The organism is Streptomyces sp. Y309 (assembly GCF_056712025.1).
The window spans coordinates 209,013-235,056 of sequence record NZ_JBWYAE010000004.1 but is presented as its reverse complement, the minus strand read 5'-3'; the positions used below and the strand labels follow the sequence as shown (position 1 = coordinate 235,056).

Sequence of the window (26,044 nt, the reverse complement as noted above, 5' to 3'; positions counted from 1 at the left end):
CTTCACCAACGTTGCCTCCCTGACGGTGGCCGGCCTCTTCGAAGTGGCCTCCGGCCACGTCCACACCCGGCCCTGCCGGCCCACCGCCAACCGGCCCTGGACATGCTGCGTTACGTCTGCGTCGAACTGGCCGCGAATCACGAAGAGCGCACCGAAGATCTGGCCGCCTCCGAGGGCCTGACAGACCGCCCTCCAGGCCCACCACCCGGGTGCCGAGGCAGGAGAGGTCCGTGCCGCCGCCACGGCGGCCGCGTTGACCTACGCCGGTCTTATCGGTGAGGCCGAAGTGCGTAGTGCAGGCCTGGAGTTGCTCGAGCTGGTCCTGGGTGCGATCGATGCCGACGCCCTCTCGTGACCGAGGCCGTGCCATCGCCTGGCACCACACCTCAGCGATCTCCGGCTCCGAAGCCGCAGCCCGAGCAGGCACCACAGCCGGTGCCTGGCAGCGCCGACGATGCGCGTGGTGACCCGGCTGAGCGCCGCGCTGCCCGGCTGTCGCAGCCCTCGCGTCTTGGTCGGCTACGTGCGGTACCTGCTGTCGCGGGACTTGGCGATGTCGATGCCCTGGTGCGGTAGCGCGTTGGGGGTGAGCGCGGCCCGGCGGGCTGTTCGGGTTGCAGCTGGCGTCCGGCGGTGTGCCCGTCCGGTCCTGTTCGTTCGACCCCGCCCGCAGTCGGCGTGAAAACGCGTCCGCCTGCATGGCTCAGATCGGTGAGCTGGGGGTGGGGAAGTCTGTGGCGATGGACGCGGCCGTGTACAACGTGCTGGCCCGCCTGCATCAGCCAGGTAGGCCGCGTTCGCGGGGCGGCGCGGTGATCGTGAATCGCACCACGGAAGAAGAGTGGGTCCGATTCGCCCGGGCCATACCCAAAATCAAGTGTCGCCGTCGGTGCCCCGACCGGCGCAGATGCCGGCGCGCGGCCACCACACCGCGCAGCCCCCAGCAACGAGGTGCACAGCCCTGCGCTCCAGAACGCACCGAGCGCCCAGCGTTGACAAGCAGCGCAGAGCGACGACTCTCAGCACTCCGCCGAAGGGCTCACCCCAGGTGAAGGAACCCCTACGATGGGTGATTGACCAAGAAGGGTGCCATGGAGAAGCCGAACACCAAACCCGAGGCGATCAAGCCGAGGCCGAACTACCCGCCCAAGAGTCCGCCGCCGTCGAAGCGGCTGCCCAGCCCTCCTCCTCCGCCGGACGCGCCCGCCCACGAGCTCCTGCGCGGCCTGCCGGCGACACAGCGCGTCGGTCGCGCCGGCATCCCGGTCATGAAGAACCGGCGCGGCGCCGCCTGGATGCTGGAGGCCGAAGCCTCGATGCCGAGGAGAGCAGCCGGGCACGTCGCCGGGCGGCTCAGGACGTGGGGCTTCACGGCGCCCAAAGCGCTCGAGGAGATGGTGTCCCTTCTGGTGAGGACGGTCATCAACGACGGCCGCCACCGCGTCAGCGTGCACCTGGCCGAACACGACGCCCAAGCCCTCATCCTGGCGTTCAGCCACCAGCCTGCCCCGCCCGGCGAGCTGGACACTGATGTGCTGCCCACGCTCCGCGACCTCGGTGCCTCAAGCTGCGGCACCGAAATGACAGACAGCGGGCGGCAGGTATGGGTGCTGGTCGACATCGCCTCGTAGCCTCAAAGGACGTCCCGTCCGGGTCCTGGCCGTGGTGCGAAGCCACAACACGGCGTGGTCGCGGGCGGCTAGCTGTGTCATGTCCGGTGATTGGTGACGCTCCATGAGACACGGTGTGTCGGGGGAGGTATCAGCGTGGTGTGACGGGCAGGAGTTCGTGCAGCCCGGTCCGGTGGAGGGCGATGCGGACGGGTGGGCTCACTGCGGTGATGGCGAGGCTGCCGCCGATGTGGTTGGCGGCATGCCGGATACCGAGGATGGTGTAGAGGCTGCCGTTGTCGCATCGGGTGATATCGGTGAGATCGAGCAATAGGTGGCGCTGACGACGTGCGAAGGCGTGGACAGCGGCGTCGCTGAGCTTGTCGATGTTGACGATTTCCAGCTCGCCGGCGAGTACGAAGGTGAGGAACCCGGCGCCCTGGGGAGAGGCCTGGCGAATCGTCAAGAATTCCATGTGCGTATGGTGCTCTGCGCGCAGGCGGTCTGACAGTTGTGGTGACGGCCTCTATGGGGTCAGCGCAGGACAGCGGGAGCGAGGCGGATGGACTGTGCGGATGGCCTCGACCTTCTCCGTCAACGTCCCCGTCGGGCCCGAGCCGGGGTGAGCCGGGTGGGTGTGGCTGGCTTCTCCCAAGGGTGGCGGAGATCGGCTGCGGCCTCGCGGGGTGAGGCGGAGCTGGGTGTGGGCGGCGATCGCTCAATGCCGCGAAGTTAAGGGCCCGGAGGCGGTGTGAATGTGTCGGGCAGGGTGATCTTGTACGTATTCGGCGCGGTGTGGGTTAGCAGGCTGTGGCGGGTCCAGAGGCAGAGTTGAGAAGGAGGTTCTTGCGGGATTGGGATGCCGTAAGCCCATGTGGTCGCGAGGTCGTGGGTGTGCATGGGTTGGTTGGCGTGCGCGGCAAGGATCTGGCAGAGCCGGTCCCAGGGGCTGGATGCCTTCCGCGCCGGATGCTGTGCGGTCGGGAGAGCGGGTGCCTGGACTGTGATGTCGATGGCAGCGGTAGGAGTGCTGCCGCGGAGGCGTTGATCGCGGTTCCAGGTGTGGTAGCGCGAGATTCCGCGCTTCGCGATGGGTGCGGAGGTCCGCGGGCGGCGTTTGGGGAGCAAGGCGGGCGGGAGACGGGTGCCGATGCGACCGACCAGGTCCGCCTGGGCGTCGTGTCCGGGGGGCTGTCGGGTGGGCGGTGAGGGCGACGGTGTCGCGGGCGGCCTCCAGGGCGATGATGAAGGCAGCGCGGTCCGGGTCGGTGTCAGGCCCGGTCTCCACGGCGGTGACCATGACGGACCGCAATGCCTGGTAGAGGGTGAGCAGTACCCATACTTCCTGGGTGAGTCCGGCCGGATCCTTCGGGCGCAGGACGCGGCCCTTGAGGAGTGTTTGACGCAGTGCCAGGTAGGCGCGCTGCGCTAGCTCACCGAGATGACCGGGAGCGAATACATCGCTGGTGTCGCCCATGACAGACTGGACCATAGGGCCTCTGCTTTCGGGAAGATCTTGGTCGCTCCCTGGATAGCAGAGGCCCGCAGCAGTTCACGCTCCTCTTGACACCGCCTCCGGGCCCTTGACTTCGCGGCATTGGGCGATCACCAGCCACGTCCAGCGGTCCGCGGCCTCGGGACTGCGCACCTTGAGGCGGTTCCACCCGAGGGTGGTCTTGTGTGTTCCAGGTCGAAGCGCCTCAAGAACGCCTGCCAGCGCAGGTCGACGTCCTGGCCGGTCATGCCAGTCCTGGAGGACCACAGCCAGATGGGCAGCGGGTCCTGGCCGCTAAGCAGGTGGTCGACCTGGAGACGGATCAGGGTGCCCTCGATGACGGGGAGTTCGCCGTCGTGGTCTATCCACGTACTGCGGGAGGTGAGCCGGGGGTAGATACGGTCCCAGGCCATCGCGGTCGCGGCGCCGTAGCGGTCGGTGACCTGCACCATCTCGGCGTCCGGCTCGCCCCAGGTGTCGGTCCTGGCGAAGCGGAACTCCTTGCTGTGCTTCGGGGGGTCGGCCGCCCTCGGGCGGCGAGGTCCACAGCACTTGGGACAGGCTTGCGCATCACCCGGCACGAACGCATCCGTCCCAGCAGCTCCACCGGGAGGCCGTCGAGGAGGTAAGTCATGCGTGGGGCGTCGTAGCCAGCGTCGAAGACGACCAGGATGTCCAGGTCGCCGTCCTCCCACTGGCCTTGGCAGATCAAGTTGTTCACGACGCGGCGGACCTGCCGGGCGGTGACCTCGGCAACATCGTCGTCGGGGCCGAGGCGGACCGCGTCCAGCAGGCACCTCACCTGGGCAACTGCTGTGGATCGAGCTGGTGCACTCCCTGTCCCCCTCCTGACTGGAAGGCCACCCGCGACGTTGCCGCTGGCGGCTGAACCAGGACTCCTGAGGGTGAACCTGAAGAAGATTCGCGAAGAGCAGGGCTCCTCCGGGCAAGTCGCCGCGCCAGTCCCATAGTTCCGGCGAGCCCTCGTGCGGCCCGAACTCGGTGCGCCTGCCTGGCTCGTGCTGCCCGTCTCTGTGATGAGGAGTGTGCCCTCGGCGAGTTGTTCCTGGCTCCAGCCGGTGGCGTCCACGAGGGCGCCGAACGCCGCCGATCTTCTGAAGGGCATCGTTCTGCCGACTGTGAATTAGGCATCCGCCCGGCGCCCACGAGACCGCCACCACCTCAGGCACTGGACCACGCATCGATCTACGTTGAGGCGTCACTCGCCCGGCTGCCCTAATGGGCATTGAAGGGACGGTACGAATCAAGCCCCACACAGATACCAGCGGCCCTGAGCCCTGATCGGTAGAGCGGGTCTCGTGCCGTCCAGAGGGCGCGAAAATGGGCCTGCGGCCGTCTGGTTGACGTCGTTCAGCCTTGGCGTGTCCGAGCCCGTGGATCAGCAAGACACTGGAGATCACTCGACAGGCACCCGGAAGTGTTGCTTCGAGCACGAGTATCAGGATCTTTCGCCTTCCGGATCTCCCCCGGGCAGCCGTGCTCGGGGCGAACGGCCGGAGGAGGTGCCGGAAGAGTGGATGTGGTCTACGAGCGGTGCGCGGGGATCGACATCAGCAAGGTCGATGTCAAGGTCTGTATCCGCGTGCCCGGTTCCGGCAAGCGGCGCCGCACCGAGGTGCGCACCTTCACCTCGATGACCTCCGGCCTGCTGGCCATGCGGGACTGGCTGCTCGTCGAGGGCGTCACCCTGGTGGGGATGGAGGCGACAGGCATCTACTGGAAGCCCATCTTCGACCTGCTCGAGAACGACATGGAGTGCTGGCTGCTCAACGCCCGCCACATGAAGGCGGTCCCGGGCCGCAAGACGGACGTGAGGGGCTCCGAGTGGATCGCCAAGCTCGTCGAGCACGGGCTGGTCCGCCCCTCCTTCGTGCCGCCGGAGCCGATTCGGCAGCTACGCGACCTGACCCGGTATCGCACCGAGGTGATCCGCGAGCGCACCCGCGAGGCCCAGCGGCTGGAGAAGCTCCTCGAAGACGCCGGGATCAAGCTGTCCAGCGTGGTCACCGACATCCTGGGCGTCTCCGGCCGGGCCATGCTGGAGGCGATGATCGGCGGAGAACGTGATCCGCGTGTGCTCGCCGAACTGGCCAAACGCCGCCTGCGGTTGAAGATCCCCGTGCTGTTCGAGGCCCTGACCGGCTGTTTCGGGGACCACCACGCCTTCCTCGCCCGGGCCATGCTGGACCGGATCGACGCCGCCACGGCCATGGAGATCCGGCTGAGTGCGCGTATCGGGGTCGCGATCAAGCCGGTGCGACGCAGCGTCGAGCTCCGGGTCACCATTCCCGGCGTCAGCACCCGTCTCGCCGAGGTGGTCCTGGCCGAGATCGGTGCGGACATCTCCCGCTTCCCCTCAGCGGAACACCTTGTCTCCTGGGCCGGGGGCTGTCCGGGCAACCACGAGTCCGCCGGCCGCCAGCCCACCGGACGGACCCAGCACGGCGATCCCTGGCTGAAGGCCGCCGTCGGCCAAGGCGCCATGGCCGCTGCCCGCACCAAGAACACCTACCTCGCGGCCCGCTACCGACGCCTGGTCGCCCGCCGCGGCAAACACCGCGCGGTCGTCGCCCTGGAGCACTCGATCCTCATCGCCATCTGGCACATGCTCACCCACGACGTCCCCCTCGCCGACCTCGGCGGCGACTACTTCCTGGAACGCACCGGCAAGACCCGCGCCACCCGACGGCTGGTCAGCCAGCTCAACCAGCTCGGCTACCAGGTCAGCCTCCAACCCGTCGAAGCGGCCTGAGCTGCCAGGCGATGTTTGCCAACGAAGAATTTTCGTATCAGCTGTGCGAGAACCCGGGATTGATCGCCCGGCAGGCTTGAGCGGATTCTCTGGGAAGAGCTGGCAGAAGCGTGGTCACCAGGCCTTGGCCGTCCACTCCACTCCGCGACACGCCGCCGGTGAGCGACAATCAGAAACATGGCACGCTGTGTCCACTACTCCTGGGCCCTGGCTTTGCTCTCTTCACCAGGCTCAAGGAGCTGCTGATGTCCACCTGTGCCCTGCGGACCGCCTTGGTCGCCGCCGCTGTTGTCGCTCTCCTGCCGTGTGGTACCGTGACGGCCGCTGCTGGTCCACCTCAGCCCACGGGCAAGCTGACCATCACCGTCCACGAGGGCATGAACTCCACCGGTGAGGTGGCTTCCACCTCCCAGCTCCGCTGCTTCCCTATGCACGGCAGTACCCACCCCCACCCGTACGCGGCGTGCCGCGAGTTGTTCCACGCAGACGGTGACCTCTCCAAGCTGAAGCCGTCCTCACGTAGCTGTACGTCGGAGTCCAGCCCGGTCACCGTCGTCGCGCACGGCACCTGGAAGGGCAAGCCCGTCGGTTTCGCCCGCACCTACGACAACAAGTGCAGCGCCGACGCTTAGAGGCGCCGGGTCGGCAGGCGGCCGCGCTGGGGCCGGAGGCCGTTGCTTCACCGGTTTGGTCAGCCGTCTGGTCATGCGGGTGATGATGGTCCAGTTGAGGTGAGCCTCGCTGTGCTCCGGGAGTCGTAGTTCCGTACGTTTCTTCTGGCCCTCATGAACCAGTTAATCGCCCCTTCCACCACACGTCTTGGGCAACAGGACGACCCGATTTGATCTTTGGAGTGGTGCACGGTCTTCACCGTGACGTCGAGGGAGTGGGCAAAGTCGATGAGCGGTCCGTCGTGTGAGTCGCCCCAGGCCAGGGTGATTTCGGGGTGGGCCAGGCAGAGGCGGAAGAGCAGGTCACGGGCTGGGACGCTGTCGTGGGGCGAGGCGGGGGTGAACATGACGGCCGACGGCAAGCTGCGAGTGTCCACGGCAGGTGGCGCTTGCGCTCGTCGAGCTTCTTCCCTGGATCGTAGCCGCGGGTCGCCCTGCCCACGGTCTCGGCTCCTTTGACGCTCTGCGAGTCGAGGATGTCCAAGGCGAGCAGCCACTTCTCCCGGTGCCCGAGCTCCGCCAAGCCGGCCTGCAGGCCCCCGAGTTGCTTCGCATCCGCACATCCAACATGCCTCTGAACAGGCCGAACGAGAAGACCTAACGGGGTACTGCTAAGGGCCGGCCGCGAGCCGCTGACGGTCACCGCCCCGGTCTGCTGCCCGCGCTGGAGGCGCTGATCAAGCCACACACCCTGGGTGATCCTGTCTCGCCGTTACGCTGGGCCAGGCTCTGTCTCTGCGTTCGGCGCTGACCGCTCAACGTCACCCGGTCAGCGCCGCGACTGTCGGACGCCTGCTGCACGCCCTGGGATACGGCCTGCAGGCAGGGAACCGCCAAGGCCGTGGAAGACATCGGGTGTCCGGGCGGGATGCCCGGTTCACCCACAATGCCACCGCCGCAGCCTTCCTTGACGACGGCCAACAGAGGTTCAGCCCGTCCGGCTACCCCCGCTGACCACAAAATCAAATCTCACTTAGGCGGGTTAGAGAATTCCTCTGTTACCGTGTAGTCAAGAACGGCGCCATGATTAAAGGGGCTCTCACAGCCAGAGATAAGACCATCAACCGTGGATCGGACCGTCATTCCCTCTAGGGGGGAGCCTTCCTTAATGGACCCCTCTCCCGAAACCGTGTACTTTCCATCTTTGCTTTTCAGCGTGATTGAGCCCGGAGGGTACTCTACCTTCACATTTTCCCCTTGCAATCCCGGGGCATTGATGACGTTAGTGACGGTGCCTGAACCTGTCGACGTACCATCGCATACGATATCACTGTACTCTACCGCACTGTAACTATGGGCAGAGTATTCGTCGGACTTAATGGGACGAGGCACCTCAATTCCGGAAGGCGCCGTAAAGCCTTTCGTAGTACAGCTTCCAGGAGTGGAGATTCCAACAATGGTGAGATCCTGAGGATGATCCTCCACCGCCGATGAGTCGTCCGTCGTCTGTGATTTAGCCGTCGCCTGTGATTTATACGTACAAGTCATCAGAGTCCGATCGGTATCCATTGGTGTGGATGACACACTGGTTACGGCTCCCGCAGACCCAACAAGTGCCGCTGCTAGAGATGCCACAAGGGCGCCTTGGATGTGACGTTGAGACCTCATTTAGGATTCCTCTCGATCGCTTGTTACCCTGAGCTCCAGGCTAACCTAAGCGCTCCTTTCTAGTACTCAATCCTGCAAAGGGGAACCCAAATGGGCTCGCGAATCTGACGTTCTACACTCGATTGATGTAGAAGTTTTCGATAATCCCTCAGCTTTCCGAAGTCATTATTTCAGACTCAGATCTTCGGTAACTGTTTTGGCGGTTGGTGAGCTGTGGAGAGGGCGACCTAATATGTGCTGGTCACGAGGGTGTGACGATGCGGAGGAAGGCCGGTACGAGCGCCAGGAAGCGCCGGTTGAGCGGAGACAGAACTGTCTGTTTTGCTATTGCAGCGTGTGGCGGGCGCAGAAGTAGCCGCCGAGGATATGGGCTGATGTTGGCGGCGGCAGAGGAAGTGGCGGTCCCGTGGGCCAGTTCGTCGTCTGAGCGGGTGCCATGACCGCATCCTCAGTTGTCATCAGACGGCCGACTGCGGACCCGATTCCGAGGGTAGACAGGTCGTCATAGATCACTGGCTGTCTCCGCGGCACATCCCGATGAGTGTCATGAACTCCTGCCGTGCGTTGACACTCTCCAATAGCAGCCCATGCAGAGCGGAGGTGACCGTATGTGATCCGTGCACTAGAGCTCCGCGCAGAGAAATGCACGAGTGCTGGGCGGTGACGACCACTCCCACTCCTTGCGGAGAGAGTGTCTCTTGGAGCCAGTCCGCGATCTGCTGGGTCATGCGCTCTTGAACCTGTGGGCGACAGGCGAAGTGCTCCACCAACCGGGCCAGCTTAGAAAGGCCCAAGATCCGGTCACCGGGCAGATAACCGACGTGTGCGACGCCTGTGAATGCGAGCATATGATGTTCGCAAACAGACCGAAACGGAATGCCACACTGTATGACGAGCTGACGGTAGCCTTCATCATTTGGAAATGTTGTGGCGTTGAATCCGCGCGGTGTCAGCAGCTCGGAAAGCGCCTTGGCAAGGCGCTGGGGCGTGTCCTTGAGGGATTCCGAGTCGAGTCCCACTCCAAGTGCCGCAAGTAAGGCGTGGGCCGCTCTCGTGGCCGCTTCCATGTCCCGGTAGACAGGAGCGGGTGCCACATTTAGGGCCTGCGGTAATTCGAGGTCGTCTACGCAGCTGTCGGTGCCCAGAACGCTCATCACATTCCCTCCGTGAGCTGGACATCAGGTGATGAGTTAGCCCGACGCTGGCGTCGATACTTCACAAAGAGCGATCCTTCCGCTTCCAGTACCGAATCCAGTGACATAGGCCGTAGCTGTGCCGACATCTGGTGGGCGGATATCCTCCCATCGTTACCTCCGACGATGAATGGCGCCAGGGTGAGGCACAGCGCATCTACCAGGTCTTCGTTGATCAACGAACCGAATAGAGTGGGCCCACCTTCACAGTCGACTCTCTTCATACCTCGTTCTTCCAGTGCCCTGAGCGCACTGTGTAAATCGACCGCCTCTTCTCCAACCACCACCAGATCTACGCCGGCGGCGATTAGGTCTCTTTGCGCCATTGATGGGGCGTTGCGGCAGGTGATCACAATGGGCGTCACGGGTGCATCCACAATTTGAGGCGAGCCAGGGCCCAGAGAACAACTATTGGTGATCATAGCAATCGGCGGCTGGGGTGACAGACCCAACCTTTCTCTCCGTGTCGGATCCACCCGGATCTTCTGGTATTCGCCAACGATGGCAGTGGTAATCCCTGCCACAATAACGTCCGCCAGGTCTCTGGCCAGTGCCAGGATGTTGCGATCAGCCGGGCTAGAGAGGCAACCAGAATATCCGTCTGCAGTGGCTGCTCCGTCTATGCTGGACACGAAATTTACCTGCACCCAACAATGCTGAAGATGCTTCGGGTAGTCATAAACTTCTTCCAGCTTCGCCCCGTCCATCGACAGGGAATGCTCGGGAAATAACCTCTTCATCGAATCGACCTCCCCGATCTACAGAATCACCGGCGGCAAAAAAGGGAACACTCATGTAAGTGGACTGGCACGAAGCCGGTTCGGCACTCACGAGGCATATTTTCCAAGCCGGATCCCGGTAAACATCCGGCAGGCACTGTCAGGTTGAGTGGATGTCGTTGGGTCCGGAATGATCAGGTTTAGCGATAATCGTTTCGGGGGTGTTGTCACCTCGGCGGGACATGTGAGATGTGAGTCGCCCCGAAATTCTCGGACAGTGGTCCCCTAGCTTGACTCTGTCGGGGTCTTGGAGTCTTTCGGTGCGGCAGCATGATCAGCAGGCACGCCAGGGCTCCGGCGTGGTTGTGTGTCGTCCGGTTTGTGATCATCTGAGGCTAAGGAGTGTGAGGGGGTGGTGGGGGTGCGGTGGTGGGGGGTGCGGTGTTCTTCGTTCCGGCTGTTCGGAGGGCTCCGATGGCGGGGGTTGCGCCAGGTGGCCATCGCGCGGGGCGCGTTGCCGGTGCGTACTTGTGAGGTGTGCTCGGTGAAGGTGGTGTCGCGGACGTGGTGCAGGGCTTGAAGACAACCCTCATAAGTTTCATGGGACTCGTGGAGCGCCCATTGCGTTGAGAGGCGCACGGCGGGTGCGGGAAGCGGTCCGGAGAAACGGCCCGGCCGCAAGGCCTGGACCGCGGTCCGGGCCGACTTCACGCCTTGGCTGGACGATCGCGGCTTCCACCACAGTTTGCGTATCTCTGTGTGACGCCTTGCCCCGGCGCGAAAATTGGGTCGGCGGCTGTCCGTCGACGTCGGTAGCACCTTGGGGGTGGATCCCGCACCACAGTCTGACGCCGGAGATGGCCTAAGGGGCCGTGCACTGTTGCATTGAGCACGCCGTTCAGCGTTTCGATGTCCCCTACCGCTCCACGGGCAGCCGCCGACTGGTCGGCATCCAAGTGGAAGCGAGGTGAGGACAATGCCGGAGACACAAGAGCTCGGCACAGCAGAGGACTTGGTGGAGAGGGTCGCGGCGATTGATGTCGCGAAGGCGTCGGGGATGGTGTGTATGTGCCTGCCCCATGGGACCCGGACGGGGCGTCGAGTACAGGAGGTGTGGAACGTCCCGTCGACCACTACCGCGCTTCTGGAACTGGGGGATCGTCTGGTCTGCCGGGGTGTCACCCGGGTGGTGATGGAGGCCACCGGCGTGTACTGGAAGCCGACGGACAAGCTGGATACGGTCAGGCTGGCCAAGCTCACCGACCTGTTCGGCGCCTCCGGCCGGGACATGCTCGCCGCCCTCATCGCCGGCGAACGCAGCCCTCGCGTCCTCGCCGATCTGGCCCGCGGCAATCTGGTCCGCAACAAGACCGCTCTGGCCGACGCTCTGACCGGGTAGTTCGAGGACCACCACAGCTTCCTCTGCCCGACACTGCTCAACAGGTCGACCACCTCACCGGGCAGATCGCGCGACTGGACGAGCAGATCACCGCCGCTGTTCAGGACCTGCCGGGGCCGGAGGAACACACACGCCCCGGGCCCTCGCTCGTCGAGAGGCTCGATGGCATTCCCGGTGTCGGACCACCACCGCCCACATCCTGCTGCCGGCCTGGTCGACGAGGAGTGGGGACACCGCTACGGCCGTCCGGCCCACCCGAGCAAGAACCCAACCGGCCCAAGACCAGGATCAACACCACCGGCAATGACTCCATCCGGCTGCTGGAGCACCTCCACCGACACGGGGTGGGCCGTGTGTTCGGCCCTCGTGTCCAGGCTCTGCGACAGATCGTCGCGCAGAACTATTACCGCGACGCGGCAGGCCGCCTCGCGACCTGCGATCGGGAGCCTCCCCAGATCTGCCCGTCCGGGGCCTCATTCTCGCCCTCGGGATCGCTCCGTCCATCGACAGGTCGTAGAAGTTCGTGGGCGTAGCGCAGGCCCTGCCGTTTTGCGGTACGTGAATGTCCCTCGGCTGGGTGGCTGATCGCGGGGACGTACACAACCGGGGCGCGCTTTTGACGAGGCATATCGGTGTGCTGGTCAGCAGGCGGTACCTCGGTGGTTGTCGTTCCGGCCGACGAGGGCTCCATCCCGTGCACCGAGCGGGCCGCACGCACCCACTCCGGCCCTGCGTGGATTTGATGCAACGTCATATGCCCTTTCCCTCCCGCCTTCTGGTTCACGCTCGTGCCGACCGGTGCCCGGTGAGGTGGCCAGGGCGCCAACGGCGCAGTTGTAGAGGCACGCCAGGCAGCGTGTTTGCCATGCCCGGTCACGCAGATGTTTGTATGCCGACTCGCCAAGCCCGCGAGTGCGCCTCTCCCGCAGCACCGGGAGTCGCACGGGTCTGGCAGGTCCAGAGCCCGTTTGACCGTCAAGAACGTACTCTCCACGTCCAGAACTGGCCCGGAAGCCGCGCCGGGCGCCTCCGCAGGCTCGCTCCCACTCTGGGATTCGTTGTGCAGGCCGCACTCGACGATGATGCACCCCTGCCGCTCAGCCCAGTCCTTGAACGCCTGCCTGTCGTCATCGCCCTGCGCGACGTCGTCCAACCTCGGAATGGTGCCAGGGCACAGGGAAGTTGCGGCCGGGCCACTTGATCATCAGGAAGGTGTTCTCGACGGCGACCGATCCGCCGAGAGCGACGCGCAACTGACTCGCGCGCGTGGGTGGGGTTCGACCGGTCGCGCGGGCGACGGATCGTTCCCCACGCGCGCGGGGCGGGGCGGAACCGGTTCCTCTGTCAGAGGGCTGCAACTATTCGCGCACGCCCGGGCGCGAGGCGCGACCGGTCGCGTCGTGCCACTTCCCCTCGCGGCCGGAGGCCGGTGGGGAAGTTGTTACCGGCGTCCCCTCTGCCCCCCTCCTTTCCTTCTCTGCTCAGGACTGGGGGGGGAGGGAGTGGGAAGCGTCCCCTTCGTCCTCCATGGCGCGCGGGGCATGCGTTGCTGCGACGTGGGCGGGGCCCGGTGGGGACGCCGCACGCTGGCAGGTGCGTCCCCCCTCCGCCTCCTCAGCGTCCTCATGCGTCCCCCGGACACAGTGGCGCCCCGGTCGGCGGGTGCCGTTCCGGGGCGTGTCGAGGGCGGGTGGTGTCGGCGACGGCTGAAAAGTGGTGGTTCTTCGACTGCTCGGTGACTGTGTAGTCGCGGGGGGCCAGGGTGCCCACGATCAGGGCCGTGTCCTTGCGGAACCGCTCGCGGGAGGGAGCGCGAGCGACGGCCCGAGGCGGTCGGGTGATGCGGTCGGCCGCCGACTTTGACACGCCGGCACGTCGAGGCTCCGGTTCAGCAGGGTGACTTGGACGGTCACCTACTCCAACCGGAGCCTCGTTGCGGGGCATGCCGCACATCGCGCAGATCTCGCGGGTGAAGCACCTCGGCCAGCCGCCCCGGCAGGCGCGGGACCTCATCGGCATGCTCACGGAGTTGGTCAAGGGCAGGCAGGATCGACGATGATGCGCCGGCAGGCACGGTCTTCCAGGCCGGTCACGGGGCGTCTAGAGCTCCATGATCCTTGCAACCGTGCCTGCCACCTTGACGGGACCCTGCCGAGCCGGCAGACCATCACGAACCGGAAATCATGTGACTACGCCGAAGCCCTGCAGCCTGCCGGAGTTATGGGCAACGCTTCCAGGCCAGTCTGTATACCGTGCTGACACTGACATCGGTGGAGTCCATGGCCATGAAACTCGTCAACGCGGGATTTGATGTTCCTTTATTGACGCGAATTTCGGTATTGATATTGAAGTTTCTCTTCTCTCCGCAAGGTGCCCAGACCAGCGATGCGACACCAGTGGTATCACTCGCCTGCCAGCTGTCATCATACGGCCCCCGGAAATTGTGCTCCGCCTGGGTGGTCTGCGGAGATCCCTGGAAATAATAGCTGGCCTTCTGAACGCCAGACGCACCAGGCTCAAGATGCGCAAACCCGCGGTAGTCGGCAGACGCGATCGCATAGGTATGCCCTTGCGGTACGTGCACTCGCAAATTCAGCTGGCAGTTTTTTCTGAAGTCCGTAGGGCTTGAACTGCCACCGGCCATAGCTGTGTACTGGCTATAGGTCACAGTAAGGGCGGTTCTGTCCGGGGACAGCACGATGGCCGAACTCCCAGGGGGACAGCCGCTGCCGTTCACTGAAGCGATGTCAAAGACAATCCCGTCAGGCGGTATATCACCCGATGATGAGGCCTGAGCGGGACTCATCGAAGCAAGAGAGAGGAGGATCGCGACCGCTCCTGGCAGACATGCCTTACTCAAAGTAGGTCACCTTTCAATTGATCGGCCATGGTAATGCCCTAATCCGGCTCGATGAGCGACGTCCACATCCTGCCGGAAGCATTCTCTCCCATGTGAACGAGTAGGGCATAGCGGAGCCAATCAAGTGGAGGGATCACTAGTCAACCCCCAGCCTCCGAGTGGCTGAAATTCCATCGCCGATGGTTAATTCGCATTTCACCTAGTGAGCTGGGGTTGCGCGGCGTTCACCGACGGGATATTACCCAGCCCACCTCACGGCGGGCGCGCTCCGCAGCACCCGCCCGCCGCTCCATCGTGATAGGCGAGACCGACAGGCAAACGCTCTCGCACATCCCGGTCCCGTCCTGTTCCCAGACAGGCACACAAAAGAGAATGTCCAAAAAGCCTGTGGCGGTGCATACGGACTGCCGTGTTCGATGTCCTCATTATCTCCTTGACTCATCTCGAGCAAGGGGGGTTATGGGGAGGATGAGCATGCTCAGTGCCCTCAGCACGGTAACCGCCGCGATGTCCTTGCTTACCGCCGGAGTGGCAGCGTCGCCTGCTTCCGCGGTTCCCGTCAGCGATGTTCCACCCGGACGTATCACGATAAGCGTTGCGAGCGTCAACGGGACCGGTTGCCGGCCAGGTTCCGCAGCAGTGGCTGTCTCGCCAGACAGCACGGCGTTCACCGTGACCTACAGCGAATACCTAGCCCAGGCCGGCGGTAACAGCAGACCCGTCGACGCGCGTAAGAACTGTCAGATCGCTTTACGAGTGCAGGTACCGCAGGGATACACCTACGCGATCGCCCGCGCCGATTACCGCGGTTACGCCAGCCTTTCGCGCTGGGCTACAGGCGTACAGCAAGCCGGCTACTACTTCCAGGGGTTGCCGCAAACGGTCCGGAGCACGCACCGGTTCACCGGACCGCGCGACCAGAACTGGCAAGTCTCCGATCAGGTAGCAGTGGGCGCGCTCGTCTACGCCCCCTGCGGGGCAGAACGCAACTTCAACATCAACACCGAGTTGCGCGTCACCACACGGAACGGCGCGTCAGATCCCGTCAGCCTCATGGCCATGGACTCCACCGACGGCAGTGTGAACACCATTTACCACTTCGCCTGGAAACAGTGCCGCTGAGAACACGGCGCCCAGCGTGGCCCTGGAGGGTTATTCATAAGCCTCACCAGGAGATGTTGAAGCTCTTGTCGGCTTCGGGCACGACGAGGAGGGCCAGGAAGTGGACAACTCCTTCGCCACCCAGAACTGGCGCAAGGTGGTAGTCGACAAGAGTCACACCGGGCAGTTCGTCCGCAAGCACTTCGAGGCGATGGTCTTCACCTACCTCGCCGAGGAACTGCGCTGCGGCGACGTCGCGGTTCTCTGCTCGGAGAAGTACGCCGACGGTCCGAGCAACTGCTGAAGGGGGAGGCCGTCCAGGAGAAGCTGGCCGACTATCTGGTGGAGGTCGGGCTGTGCGAGGCCGGTGAGACCGCCTGGCTGCGCCGCATTGGAAGTTGATGCGCCGCTGTCCCATCGCTTCAACTCGTGCGAAGCGTGGAGTGACCGGTGCCTGGGCGTGGGACAAGGGCCCCAACCGTGCCGAACGCGACGTCCGGTCAGAAACGGGCCGCAGCACCGCTTCTCGACGGTCGCGGACGGCGCAGACTCGGTCGGCTCCGTTCACTTCCCCGCACGCGGGGAAGTTGCCGTACCGACGTCCCAAATTGCCTTGCCGCCAGCTAGGTCCGCCTGCCACGCTCGCGGACGCCGTCGTGCATGCCGCGCATGGTTCCCTCGCATCGGACTGGCTCCCACTATCGACCAGGGACAACGGTCCGCCCATGTGTGGTACGTGGGCGGACCGAACCCCCGCAGGGCACGCGGACGCGGCCCGGTCACGGGGTGTCGCCCCGCCAGTCCCACACACCAGCGACCGTGTCATCGCGGGGCCCGTACTCGGCTCGCCCGCCCGGCCCGTACGCACCGATCTCGGTGATCAACAATGCGCCCTCGGCGAGCTCCTCCTCGCTCCAACCGGTGACATCGACCAGGAGGCCATCCAGCGGTCCGCCGACCAGCTCGCGATACGCGCGCCCCGGCTGCGGGCCCGGGTCGGGATCGTCGTGGTCGCTGCCATAGACACGACGCCGCATCAGCTCATCCATGCCGGTGAGCATCCCAGAGGGCACTGACAGCCGAGGTCATCCACAGGAACCTGTTCCGTGCGGCTGCGCCGTGCCGTGCTGCCTGTTGTCGAGGCGTCCGATGATGGAGAAGTGGCGCAGGTCGCTGCAGAAGGTGATGCTGCAAAGCAGAGCCCTGGCACGCCTGTCGGCTGGGTCTGGACATCCACCGATCAAATGCGGTCAGGGAAGCTTTCTAGGGTCACTCGGCGACCGGTCGCGTCCATGCAGGCGAGGCAGGCGGCCGGTCGCTGCCGGAGCCGCCTTACCACCCCGCGCTCCACCTCGTCGTTCCTCAACTCCCCGTACGCACTCGACGTCGTGGGGCGTGCCAAACGGTGCAGGCGCCAGCCCCCGCCGCGCCGTGAGTTCACGGGTCCGAGCCCCGCCCGTCCTCCAAGCCTGTCTGTCCGAACGAGCCGAGCCGTCGTCTCAAACGAACTCGGTCGAAGAGCGCTGGCGATCTAGGAAACACGACACCTACGGGGAGGGCGGCGAGCATCGGGGTTCCTCCGGAACGCTTTACAGCCGCCCCCCAGACGTCCTCGCCAGCATGCGCACTGCATTCGCCATGGGCCCTGCGCCCCCGCCGCCGTGCGGATGGTCCGCGGACAGGTCCGCCCGTACGGGGGCACGGCCCCTACGCGACATCGTCACCTGCCGCGGCACCCCTGATCGTGGCGCGGTTCGCCAAGGGCCAGTGCTGCCAGCCGTGTCCGGTCCGCACTCGATGTACCAGCGCCCGCGAGAGCGTCCGGGATCCTTTGCGCCGAGCCCCCCTTGAGCCGACGGATCCGGGCGGCATAGGGGGTCGCTAAGGGTAGCGCGGGGCAGTCCAGCGGGCTTTCCGTCCGTAGCTTGAGGCCACTGACAACTTTGTCTACTGAAAAGTAGACATACGGGTTGACCTGGGGGTACCTCATCAATGACTGATGGAGAACCGAACTGTCACGTCGCGATCGTCGGCGCCGGGGCCGCAGGAGTGCTCACCACAGCCCGCTTGCTGGAGGCAGCGGCCGACCGCGGTCGGCCTCTTGAGATCCGGCTCATCGATCCGGCAGAGACGACGGGCCGTGGCATTGCCTACTCCACGCCGGGCGAACACCACCTGCTGAACGTGCCGGCCGGGCGGATGAGTGCACAGACCGATGACCCGGACGACTTCCTGCGCTGGCTGCGCGCCCACGCCGGCCATTTGGCCGAGCCCGGCCGGTTCGTTCCGCGCCACCTCTTCGGCGCCTACCTCGCCGATCACCTCGCCGCCCGCTCGGTCGGCGGGCCGGGGCGAGTCGTCCGGATGCGGGACCGCGTGCTCGATGTCGCGCACGGAGACGGGCTGACGCTCACACTGGCCTCCGGCCGTACGCTCACTGCGGACGCAGCAGTGCTGGCCACTGGCAACCATCCCCCGTCCGCCGACTGGGCGCCGCCCGCACTCCGTCATGCGGATGCCTTCATCGCGGACCCCTGGGCGCCCGGGGCTCTCGACCGGATCGCGGACAACGCGGACGTCCTGCTCGTCGGCACCGGATTGACCATGGTGGATGTGGCGATGTCCGTCGACCGGCCGGGCCGCACCGTGCACGCGGTCTCCCGCACCGGGCAGCTTCCTCAGCCGCACGCCACTGCCCCGGCGGCGCCCGTGGTCCCGCGCGGCCTCACCGGTCACGTCGGCCTGGACCAGATACGCGGCGCGGTGCTGCGCCACCTGGCCCGCACCCGGCGCAGCCACGGGGACTGGCGGCCCGCCCTGGACGGGCTGCGTCCACTGACCGCCGCGCTGTGGCAAGGGCTGCCGGAGCAGGACCAGGCCAGATTTCTGCGCACGCACGCACGCCTGTGGGATGTCCATCGGCACCGGATGCCGCCGGTCACCGCAGCCCGGCTCGCCAAGGCGCGGGAAGCCGGGCGGCTCACGGTGAGCGCCGGGGAGGTGGCCGACGCGTACGTGACCGGGAGCGGCGGGCTGTGTGTCACGCTCACCGACGGGCGGCGGTTCACCGTCGGTGCGGTCGTCAACTGCACCGGCCCGCAGGCCGATCCGCGCCGGGCAGCGGACTCGCTGACCACCGCGCTGTTCGCAGCGGGGCTGGCCGTCCCCGGGCCGCTGGGCCTAGGCCTGGCGACCAGCGCCGACGGCCGGGTCCTCGCTGCGAACGGAGAGCCCGCCGCCCCGCTGTGGACGCTCGGCGCCATCCGCCGCGGCTCACTGTGGGAGTCCACCGCGATCCCGGAGATCCGCGCCCAGGCCACCGAGGTCGCCGCGGCAGTGGTGACCTCGGTGAGATCCGGGAATCAGCCGATGTCCCGCCGTAGACCAACGGACCATCATGGTCTGCGGCTGAGCACCACCCCCGAGGCGGCGGCGGCATACAAGGAGGGGCTCGACCGGATCCTGCGGGTGGCGTCTGGCGCGGAGGGGCCAATCGCCGAGGCGGTCCGCCTCGACCCCCACTTCGCCGTCGGGCACGCGGCGCTCGCCCTGCTCGGCCACGAGTGGGGTGCCCGGGTGGACGTACCGGAGGCGCTCGCGGCCGCGGCGGAGGGGGTGCGCCGGGGCGCGGACGAGCGGGAGCGGAGCTTCGTCGCCGCGGTCGCCGCCCGGGTCGACAGCACCCGCGCCCAGGGCGACACCGCGCTGCTGCGGCATATCGAGGAGCACCCCCGGGACGCGCTCGCGGTGAGCCTGGCGGTGCCCACCATCGCCTTCGGCGGGGTGACCTGCGGCGAGCAGACCTGGCAGCTGGTGGAGGGGCTGGCCCCGGCGTACGGGGACGACTGGTGGTACCAGGGGCAGCTGGCGTTCGTCCGGCAGGAGCAGGAGCGCTGGGAGGAGGCCGAGGCGCTGGCCGCCCGCGCGCTGGCGGCCGTGCCCTCCTCCGGCCACGCGGTGCACGCCCGCGCCCATGTCTTCTACGAGACCGGGCAGCACGCCGAGGGGCTGGCGTGGCTGGACGAGTGGATCCGGGTGCAGGGGCCGCAGGCCAACAACCGGGCGCACTTCTGCTGGCACGCCGCCCTGCACGAGCTGATGACCGGTCAGAGCGAGGCGGTGCGCAGCCGCTACCTGGACCAGCTGGCCCCGCCGTCGGTCACCGGTACCCGGGCGCTGGTGGACTCCGGGGCCCTGCTGTGGCGCTGCCGGATGACCCGGTCCTGGGAGGGCCCGCAGCCCGCCGACCAGTTGCTGGAGCACGCCCCCGAGGGGTGGCTGGAGGAGCCGCCGACGGCGTTCGCCGCGCTGCACTGCGCACTGGCGCTGGCGGCGGCCGAGGACCTGGCCGGCCTGGCGCGGCTGCGCGGCACCGCGGAGAGGCACGCGCTGCCGGTCTTCCGCGAGGTCGTCTCCCCGCTGTGCACCGCGCTGGCCGCGGTGGTGGACGGGGCCTGGGCCGGCGCGCTGCCGGTGCTGTGGGCCCTGCGGCCCCGGCTGGCGGCGCTCGGCGGCAGCGCGGCACAGCGCGATGTCATCGAGGAGACGCTGCTGTTCACCCTCACCGCGGCCGGCCACCACGCCGAGGCGGCCGCGCTGCTGGACGCACGGCTGGACCGGCGGCCCGCGCCGCTGGACCGGACCCGGCTGGCCGGACTGCGGCCCGCGCTGGCTGAGCACGGGCATGGTTGAGCGGCGCGGCCGGTGATCTCACCGGCCGCGCCGCTCTTATGGGGGTGGGGGGAATGGCCTGTGGGCCCCTGGTCAGCGCAAGAGGCCCATCGCGGTCAGCTGCGCCACGATCGCCTCGACCGCCTCCTCGGGGGAGCACTCGGTGGTGTCGACGCGTACATCCGGCCGCTCGGGCGCCTCGTAGGGCGAGTCGATGCCGGTGAAGTCCGGCAGTTCGCCGCGGCGCGCCTTGCGGTAGAGCCCCTTGGGGTCGCGTTCCTCGGCGACCGCGAGCGGGGTGTCCACGAAGACCTCGCAGAACTCCCCCTCCGCCACCAGCTCGCGGGCCATCTCGCGTTCCGCGCGGAACGGCGAGATGAAGGAGACCAGCACGATCAGACCGGCGTCGACCATCAGCCGGGCGACCTCGGCCACCCGGCGGATGTTCTCCACCCGGTCCGCCTCGCTGAACCCGAGGTCGCGGTTGAGCCCGTGCCGGACGTTGTCGCCGTCCAGCAGGTAGGTGCGCTTGCCCAGGCTGTGCAGGCGCTTCTCCAGCAGGTTGGCGATGGTGGACTTGCCCGCGCCGGACAGGCCGGTCAGCCAGACCACGCAGGGCCGGTGGCCGCTGAGGGCGGTGCGCGCGGCCTTGTCGATGTCCACGGCCTGCCAGTGCACGTCCTGGGCCCGGCGCGAGGCGGAGCGCAGCAGTCCGGCGCCCACCGTGGTGTTGGTCAGCCGGTCGATGACGATGAAGCCGCCGGTGTGCCGGTTGTCCAGGTACGGGTCGAAGGCGACGGGCTGGTCGAAGGCGATCTCGCACAGCCCGATCCCGTTGAGCTCCAGCGCTCCGGCGGCGGCGCGCTCCAGGGTGTTGACGTCCACGGTGTGCCGGAGCTGGGTGACCGTGGCGCCGACCGTCCTGGTGCCGATCTTGGCCAGGTAGGGGCGGCCGGGGAGCATCGGCTGCTCCGCCATCCACACCAGATGGGCCTCGAAGCGGTCGCCGACCTGGGCCGGGCTGTCCGCGGAGCACAGCAGGTCGCCCCGGCTGGCGTCGATCTCGTCGGTGAGGGTGAGGGTGACCGCCTGGCCGGTGACGGCCGCCTCCAGGTCGCCGTCCCAGGTGACCACCCGCGCGATGCGGCTGTCGGTGCCGGCCGGGAGGACCTGGACGCGGTCCCCGGGGCGCAGAGTGCCGCCGACGACCGTGCCGGAGAAGCCGCGGAAGTCGGAGTGCGGGCGGTTGACGTAACTCACCGGGAGCCGGAAGCCGGCGCCGTCCGGCTCGGTGTCGCCGCCGCCCGCCGGTGTGACCGTCTCCAGGTGGTGGAGCAGGGTCGGGCCGGAGTACCACGGCATGTGGGCGCTGGGCGCGGTGATGTTCTCGCCGTGCAGCGCGGAAGTGGGGATGCAGGTGATGTCGGTCAGGCCGATGGCCCCGGCGAACTCGCGGAAGTCCGACTCGATCCGGGCGAAGACCTCGGCCGAGTAGTCCACCAGGTCCAGCTTGTTGACGGCGAGCACGACGGTGCGGATGCCGAGCAGGGAGACCAGGTAGCTGTGGCGGCGGGTCTGGGTGAGGACGCCCTTGCGCGCGTCCACCAGGATCACCGCGATGTCCGCGGTGGAGGCTCCGGTGACCATGTTCCGGGTGTACTGCTCGTGCCCGGGGGTGTCGGCGACGATGAACTTCCGCTTGTCGGTGGCAAAGAGGCGGTAGGCGACGTCGATGGTGATGCCCTGCTCCCGCTCGGCGGCCAGCCCGTCCACCAGCAGGGCGAGGTCCAGCTCGCCGTCGCTGGTTCCGGAGCGCGCGGAGTCGGCCTGGAGCGCGGCCAGCTGGTCCTCGAAGATCAGGTGCGACTGGTAGAGCAGCCTGCCGATCAGGGTGCTCTTGCCGTCGTCGACGCTGCCGCAGGTGATCAGCCGCAGCAGGCCCTTGCGTTCGTGCCCGCGCAGGTAGTCCTCGATGTCCTCGGGCACCAGCTTCGTGGTGTTGACCATCAGAAGTAGCCCTCCTGCTTCTTGCGCTCCATGGAGGCCGAGGCATCGTGGTCGATCATGCGGCCCTGCCGCTCGGAGGTGGTGCTGAGCAGCATTTCGCGGATCACCGCCGGGAGGGTGTCCGCGGTGGACTCCACCGCGCCGGTGAGCGGGTAGCAGCCCAGGGTGCGGAAGCGGACGTCGCGCATCATCGGCCGCTCGCCGGGCCGCAGCGGCATCCGGTCGTCGTCCACCATGATCAGCGTCCCGTCACGCTCCACCACCGGGCGGCGGGCAGCCAGGTACAGAGGTACGACGGGGATCTTCTCCAGGTGGATGTAGAGCCAGATGTCCAGTTCGGTCCAGTTGGACAGCGGGAACACCCGGACGCTCTCCCCCGGCCCGGTACGGGCGTTGTACAGCTGCCACAGCTCGGGGCGCTGGCACTTGGGATCCCAGCGGTGCTGGGCGGAGCGTAGGGAGAAGATCCGCTCCTTGGCGCGGGACTTCTCCTCGTCCCGGCGGGCACCGCCGAAGGCCAGGTCGAAGCCGTGAGCTTCCAGCGCCTGCTTGAGCCCGGCGGTCTTCCACAAGTCGGTGTGCACCGCGGAGCCGTGGGTGAAGGGGTTGATGTCCAGCTCAAGGCACTCGGGGTTCTGGTGGACCAGCAGGTCCATGCCCAGCTCCGCGGCGGCCCGGTCCCGGAACGCGATCATCTCGCGGAACTTCCACGTGGTGTCCACGTGCAGCAGCGGGAAGGGCGGCTTGCCGGGATAGAACGCCTTGAGGGCGAGGTGCAGCATGACCGAGCTGTCCTTGCCCATCGAGTAGAGCATCACCGGACGTTCGCTGTCGGCGACCGCCTCCCGCATGATGTGGATGCTCTCCGCCTCCAGCCGCTCCAGGTGGCTGAGCCCGGGCGCCGGCACCGAGCCGGTCTCTTCCGTCCTCATCACGTCTCCTCCGCGTGCCCTGCGGATTCGGCGGCGATCGCCTCCAGCAGTCGCTCCGCGATCTCCTGACGGCATATCAGCAAGTCCGGCACGTACGGGTCGGGGCGGCTGTAGCGCAGCGGCGAACCGTCCAGCCGGGAGACGTGCAGCCCGGCGGCGGCCGCCACGGCGGCCGGGGCGGCGGAGTCCCACTCGTACTGCCCGCCGGCGTGCAGATAGGCATCGACCGTGCCGCGCAGCACCGCCATCGCCTTCACGCCCACCGACCCCATCGGGACCAGCCGCGCGCCCTGGCTCTCGGCCACCGCCGTCGCAACGGCGGGCGGGCGGCTGCGGCTGACCGCGATCGATAGGGGTCCGGGGGTGGCGGGGTGTGAAGGCGATGGCGGAGACCAGGGGGGTGATGCGGCAGGTGACCCGGTGGTGTAGGTGGCGCCCTCGACGGGCAGGCAGACCGCCGCCGCCTGGGGCACGCCGTCCACGGCGAGAGCGAGGTGCACGGCCCAGTCGGCGCGGCCGGAGGAGTATTCGCGGGTGCCGTCCAGCGGGTCGACCACCCATACCCTGCGGTGCGTCAGCCGGGCGGGGTCCGCGGTGGACTCCTCCGACAGCAGCGCGTCGCCGGGGCGGTGCTCGGCGAGCACCCGGGCGATCCACGCGTGGGCCAGGGCGTCCCCGGCTCGTCCCAGCGCGGCGCCGCCGAGCAGCCTCTCCTCGCGCACGGCCAGCAGCAGTCGCCCGGCGCCGCGGGCCACGGCCCGTGCCAGCCAGTGGTCATCGTCCGCCGCTATTGCGGGAACCTCGGACACGTCCACTCCGCCCCCAAACTTTTCGAATAATTCGCACGACGCCGACGGCACCTGCTAATTGCCTACCGGAATGGTAAACGATCCTCTGGATAAAACATGCAGAAAACGAGATGCCGCAGCAGATGGTGGAGTTTTCCACCAGGGGCTAGGGGTGTTTTAGGGGCGCAATAGGGGTTGGTCATTTCGGAGCATGGTGAGACCGTTTCATTCGACTATAAATGGACGACGGCCAGCGCTCGCTGAATATCTTCGGCCGAATTCGCGCCCCGAAACGACGCTGGTGTTTCGCTCGGGAAGGACAGCGCCCCCCATGTCAGGAAAACCCGCGGCCAGCACTGCCTGGATACGCCGGTTCCACCCGTCGCCGGATCCCAAAGCCCGTCTGGTCTGCTTCCCGCACGCCGGCGGCTCGGCGAGCTACTACCACCCGGTCTCCGAGGCGATGTCGCCCTCGACGGAAGTGCTGGCGCTGCAGTACCCCGGACGGCAGGACCGGAGAGCCGAGAAGCCGGTCGAGAACATTCCGGAACTCGCCGACCAGATCTTCACGGCGCTGCGCCCGTGGGCCGACCGCCCGCTCACCCTCTTCGGGCACAGCATGGGCGCGACGCTGGCATTCGAGGTCGCCGCCCGGATGGAACTGGTGGGTATCGCCCCGCTGGGCCTGTTCGTCTCCGGCCGCCGGGCGCCGTCCACGCACCGCGACGAGACCGTCCACCAGGGCCCGGACGACCGCATCGTGGCCGAACTCCAGATGCTCAACGGCACCGACTCCGCGCTCCTCGGCGACGAGGAACTCCTGCGGATGATCATGCCCGCACTCAGAGGCGACTACAAGGCCATCGAGATCTATCGGTACGAACCCGGGCCGAAGCTGAACTTCCCGGTATATGCGCTGGTCGGACTGGACGACCCGAAAGCCTCGCTCGCCGAAGTACGGGCCTGGGCCGACCACACCACAGGCCACTTCGAGTTGCAGGTGTTCGAAGGCGGCCACTTCTATCTCACCGATCACCAATCGGAGATCGTCAATCTCATCTCCGACCACATCGTTTCCACCACAGCCGGTTTGACGTCGACGCGCTGAAGACGTCGACGCGATGAATGGGAAAGTGACGAAGTGATGTCCACCGATCAAATCGAACCGGGCACCGATCCGGGCACCATCATCGTGTGCAGCGGCCGCTGTGGCTCGACCTTGGTGTCGGACCTGCTCGCCGAGCACTCCACCATGGTGCCGCTGCTGGAGTTCTTCGGCTCCCAGTACCAGGCCGGCATGGTGCAGGAGGTCATGACCGGCCGGCGATTCTGGGAGCTGGTGACCGAACCCTGGCTGTCCATGAACACCGTGGTCCGTCTGGGCCGGGTGCCCAAGGAGGTCCGCTACGACCTCAGCCGCCACCAGACGCCGCCGGAGCTGTCCGGGCTGCTCGGCTTCACGCTGCCCGCGATCAGCGACGACCCGGACAAGCTGCTGGAGGAACTGGCCGGCCTGGTCCCGGAGTTCCCCACGCAAGCGCTCGGCGCCCACTACCGCCGACTGTTCGCACTGCTGGCCACCTATGGCGGCAAGCCGCGCTGGGTGGAGAAGTCCGCCGCCTCCGGCCTGTACGTCTCCGAGCTGCTGGAGATGTTCCCGGGGGTGCGGATCGTCCACCTCACCCGGGACATCGTGGACGTCGCCCTGTCGATGACGAACCACTCGATGTTCCTGATGGCCGATCTGAGCGTGGGCTTCCGGCAGCGCTGCGGCTTCGACCCGTTCGTCAAGGGCTCCCGTCCGCCGGGCGCGCAGGTGCCGCCGGACCTGGAGCACCTGCTGCCGGAGAACCTCACCCCCGAGGTGCTCGACTACCGGGCGGGCAGCGAGGTGTCCATGATGAACCTCATCGCCCTCCAGGCGATGATGGCCCGGAAGACCGACGACGCGCTGCACGGCCTGCCCGAGGACCGCGCGCTGCGCATCGCCTACGAGGACCTGCTCCAGGACCCGGAGGGTGAACTCACCCGCCTGGGCACCTTCCTCGCCCTCGACGACGCCGAGGACTGGGCGAAGCGGTCGGCCGGCCGGGTCGCCAAGCCCCGGCCGCGCAGCACAGCGGTCGACGACGCCTCGCGGGCCCGCTACCAGTCCTTCTACGACAACATCTACCAGGCAGCCCCGATGATGGGCTGAGCCTCAACAGCAGCGGTCAA

17 protein-coding genes and 4 pseudogenes are annotated in these 26,044 nt (G+C 67.0%); 11 read left to right on the top strand and 10 right to left on the bottom strand.

Annotation, left to right across the window (positions count from 1 at the left end):
• Positions 1-1,073 precede the first annotated feature (1,073 nt).
• Positions 1,074-1,631 (top strand): hypothetical protein, encoded by a 558-nt coding sequence (locus tag AC0KTA_RS41370; protein ID WP_481057094.1) that lies wholly within the window; start codon positions 1,074-1,076, stop codon positions 1,629-1,631.
• A 130-nt stretch (positions 1,632-1,761) separates the two neighbouring features.
• Here the strand turns inward: AC0KTA_RS41370 and AC0KTA_RS41365 are convergent, their stop codons facing one another.
• Together AC0KTA_RS41365 and AC0KTA_RS41360 are read right to left on the bottom strand one after the other, a co-directional pair.
• Positions 1,762-2,085, bottom strand: a complete 324-nt coding sequence (locus AC0KTA_RS41365; RefSeq protein ID WP_481057093.1) for an STAS domain-containing protein — start codon at positions 2,083-2,085, stop codon at positions 1,762-1,764.
• A gap of 1,125 nt (positions 2,086-3,210) precedes the next feature.
• Positions 3,211-3,898, bottom strand: a pseudogene (locus AC0KTA_RS41360) (transposase); the annotation flags it as partial.
• 741 nt (positions 3,899-4,639) lie between these two features.
• Here AC0KTA_RS41360 and AC0KTA_RS41355 point away from each other — a divergent pair.
• From AC0KTA_RS41355 to AC0KTA_RS41345, 3 genes and pseudogenes are all read left to right on the top strand, one after another.
• Positions 4,640-5,878: an IS110 family RNA-guided transposase gene (locus AC0KTA_RS41355; protein WP_481057092.1), complete on the top strand. Its 1,239-nt coding sequence runs from the start codon at positions 4,640-4,642 to the stop codon at positions 5,876-5,878.
• Positions 5,879-6,123: 245 nt separating this feature from the next.
• On the top strand, positions 6,124-6,510 hold the full coding sequence (locus AC0KTA_RS41350) for an SSI family serine proteinase inhibitor (RefSeq protein ID WP_481057091.1): 387 nt from the start codon (positions 6,124-6,126) through the stop codon (positions 6,508-6,510).
• A 640-nt stretch (positions 6,511-7,150) separates the two neighbouring features.
• Positions 7,151-7,470: pseudogene (locus tag AC0KTA_RS41345) on the top strand (ISAzo13-like element transposase-related protein); the annotation flags it as partial.
• 1,196 nt (positions 7,471-8,666) lie between these two features.
• Here AC0KTA_RS41345 and folE read toward each other — a convergent pair.
• Entirely contained in the window at positions 8,667-9,224 is a 558-nt protein-coding gene (folE, locus tag AC0KTA_RS41340) for a GTP cyclohydrolase I (RefSeq protein ID WP_481057210.1), read from the bottom strand.
• Positions 9,225-9,310: 86 nt separating this feature from the next.
• Entirely contained in the window at positions 9,311-10,090 is a 780-nt protein-coding gene (locus AC0KTA_RS41335; protein ID WP_481057090.1) for a pyrimidine reductase family protein, read from the bottom strand.
• A 955-nt stretch (positions 10,091-11,045) separates the two neighbouring features.
• Here AC0KTA_RS41335 and AC0KTA_RS41330 point away from each other — a divergent pair.
• Positions 11,046-11,468, top strand: a complete 423-nt coding sequence (locus tag AC0KTA_RS41330) for a hypothetical protein (protein WP_481057089.1) — start codon at positions 11,046-11,048, stop codon at positions 11,466-11,468.
• A 1,707-nt stretch (positions 11,469-13,175) separates the two neighbouring features.
• Here the strand turns inward: AC0KTA_RS41330 and AC0KTA_RS41325 are convergent.
• Both AC0KTA_RS41325 and AC0KTA_RS41320 read right to left on the bottom strand, forming a co-directional pair.
• Positions 13,176-13,337: pseudogene (locus AC0KTA_RS41325) on the bottom strand (IS5/IS1182 family transposase); the annotation flags it as partial.
• Between the two features lie 349 nt (positions 13,338-13,686).
• The gene (locus tag AC0KTA_RS41320; RefSeq protein ID WP_481057088.1) at positions 13,687-14,274 is read right to left on the bottom strand and encodes a DUF4360 domain-containing protein; all 588 of its coding nucleotides are present in this window, start codon (positions 14,272-14,274) and stop codon (positions 13,687-13,689) included.
• A gap of 528 nt (positions 14,275-14,802) precedes the next feature.
• On the opposite strand from AC0KTA_RS41320, the gene AC0KTA_RS41315 reads away from it, so the two are divergent.
• Together AC0KTA_RS41315 and AC0KTA_RS41310 are read left to right on the top strand one after the other, a co-directional pair.
• Entirely contained in the window at positions 14,803-15,450 is a 648-nt protein-coding gene (locus AC0KTA_RS41315) for a DUF4360 domain-containing protein (protein ID WP_481057087.1), read from the top strand.
• A 100-nt stretch (positions 15,451-15,550) separates the two neighbouring features.
• A complete protein-coding gene (locus AC0KTA_RS41310) occupies positions 15,551-15,733 on the top strand; it encodes a hypothetical protein (RefSeq protein WP_481057086.1) in 183 nt (60 codons plus the stop codon).
• 475 nt (positions 15,734-16,208) lie between these two features.
• Here the strand turns inward: AC0KTA_RS41310 and AC0KTA_RS41305 are convergent, their stop codons facing one another.
• The gene (locus AC0KTA_RS41305) at positions 16,209-16,478 is read right to left on the bottom strand and encodes a hypothetical protein (RefSeq protein WP_481057085.1); all 270 of its coding nucleotides are present in this window, start codon (positions 16,476-16,478) and stop codon (positions 16,209-16,211) included.
• A 943-nt stretch (positions 16,479-17,421) separates the two neighbouring features.
• On the opposite strand from AC0KTA_RS41305, the pseudogene AC0KTA_RS41300 reads away from it, so the two are divergent.
• Together AC0KTA_RS41300 and AC0KTA_RS41295 are read left to right on the top strand one after the other, a co-directional pair.
• Positions 17,422-18,048 (top strand): annotated as a pseudogene (locus AC0KTA_RS41300) (FAD/NAD(P)-binding protein); the annotation flags it as partial.
• A 309-nt stretch (positions 18,049-18,357) separates the two neighbouring features.
• Positions 18,358-20,121: a tetratricopeptide repeat protein gene (locus AC0KTA_RS41295; RefSeq protein WP_481057220.1), complete on the top strand. Its 1,764-nt coding sequence runs from the start codon at positions 18,358-18,360 to the stop codon at positions 20,119-20,121.
• 72 nt (positions 20,122-20,193) lie between these two features.
• Here the strand turns inward: AC0KTA_RS41295 and cysN are convergent, their stop codons facing one another.
• The 3 genes from cysN to AC0KTA_RS41280 are packed head-to-tail and all read right to left on the bottom strand — an operon-like array spanning position 20,194 to position 23,848.
• Positions 20,194-22,107: a sulfate adenylyltransferase subunit CysN gene (gene cysN, locus AC0KTA_RS41290; RefSeq protein WP_481057084.1), complete on the bottom strand. Its 1,914-nt coding sequence runs from the start codon at positions 22,105-22,107 to the stop codon at positions 20,194-20,196.
• Positions 22,107-23,039 (bottom strand): sulfate adenylyltransferase subunit CysD, encoded by a 933-nt coding sequence (cysD, locus tag AC0KTA_RS41285; protein WP_481057083.1) that lies wholly within the window; start codon positions 23,037-23,039, stop codon positions 22,107-22,109. The genes cysN and cysD overlap by 1 nt, the downstream gene beginning before the upstream one ends.
• A complete protein-coding gene (locus tag AC0KTA_RS41280) occupies positions 23,039-23,848 on the bottom strand; it encodes a 3'(2'),5'-bisphosphate nucleotidase CysQ (RefSeq protein ID WP_481057082.1) in 810 nt (269 codons plus the stop codon). The genes cysD and AC0KTA_RS41280 overlap by 1 nt, the downstream gene beginning before the upstream one ends.
• A 310-nt stretch (positions 23,849-24,158) precedes the next feature.
• Between AC0KTA_RS41280 and AC0KTA_RS41275 the strand changes: the two genes are divergently transcribed.
• Together AC0KTA_RS41275 and AC0KTA_RS41270 are read left to right on the top strand one after the other, a co-directional pair.
• Positions 24,159-24,935, top strand: coding sequence for a thioesterase II family protein (locus AC0KTA_RS41275; protein WP_481057081.1), 777 nt, complete (start codon positions 24,159-24,161; stop codon positions 24,933-24,935).
• Positions 24,936-24,971: 36 nt separating this feature from the next.
• A complete protein-coding gene (locus AC0KTA_RS41270; RefSeq protein ID WP_481057080.1) occupies positions 24,972-26,024 on the top strand; it encodes a sulfotransferase family protein in 1,053 nt (350 codons plus the stop codon).
• Positions 26,025-26,044: the final 20 nt, after the last annotated feature.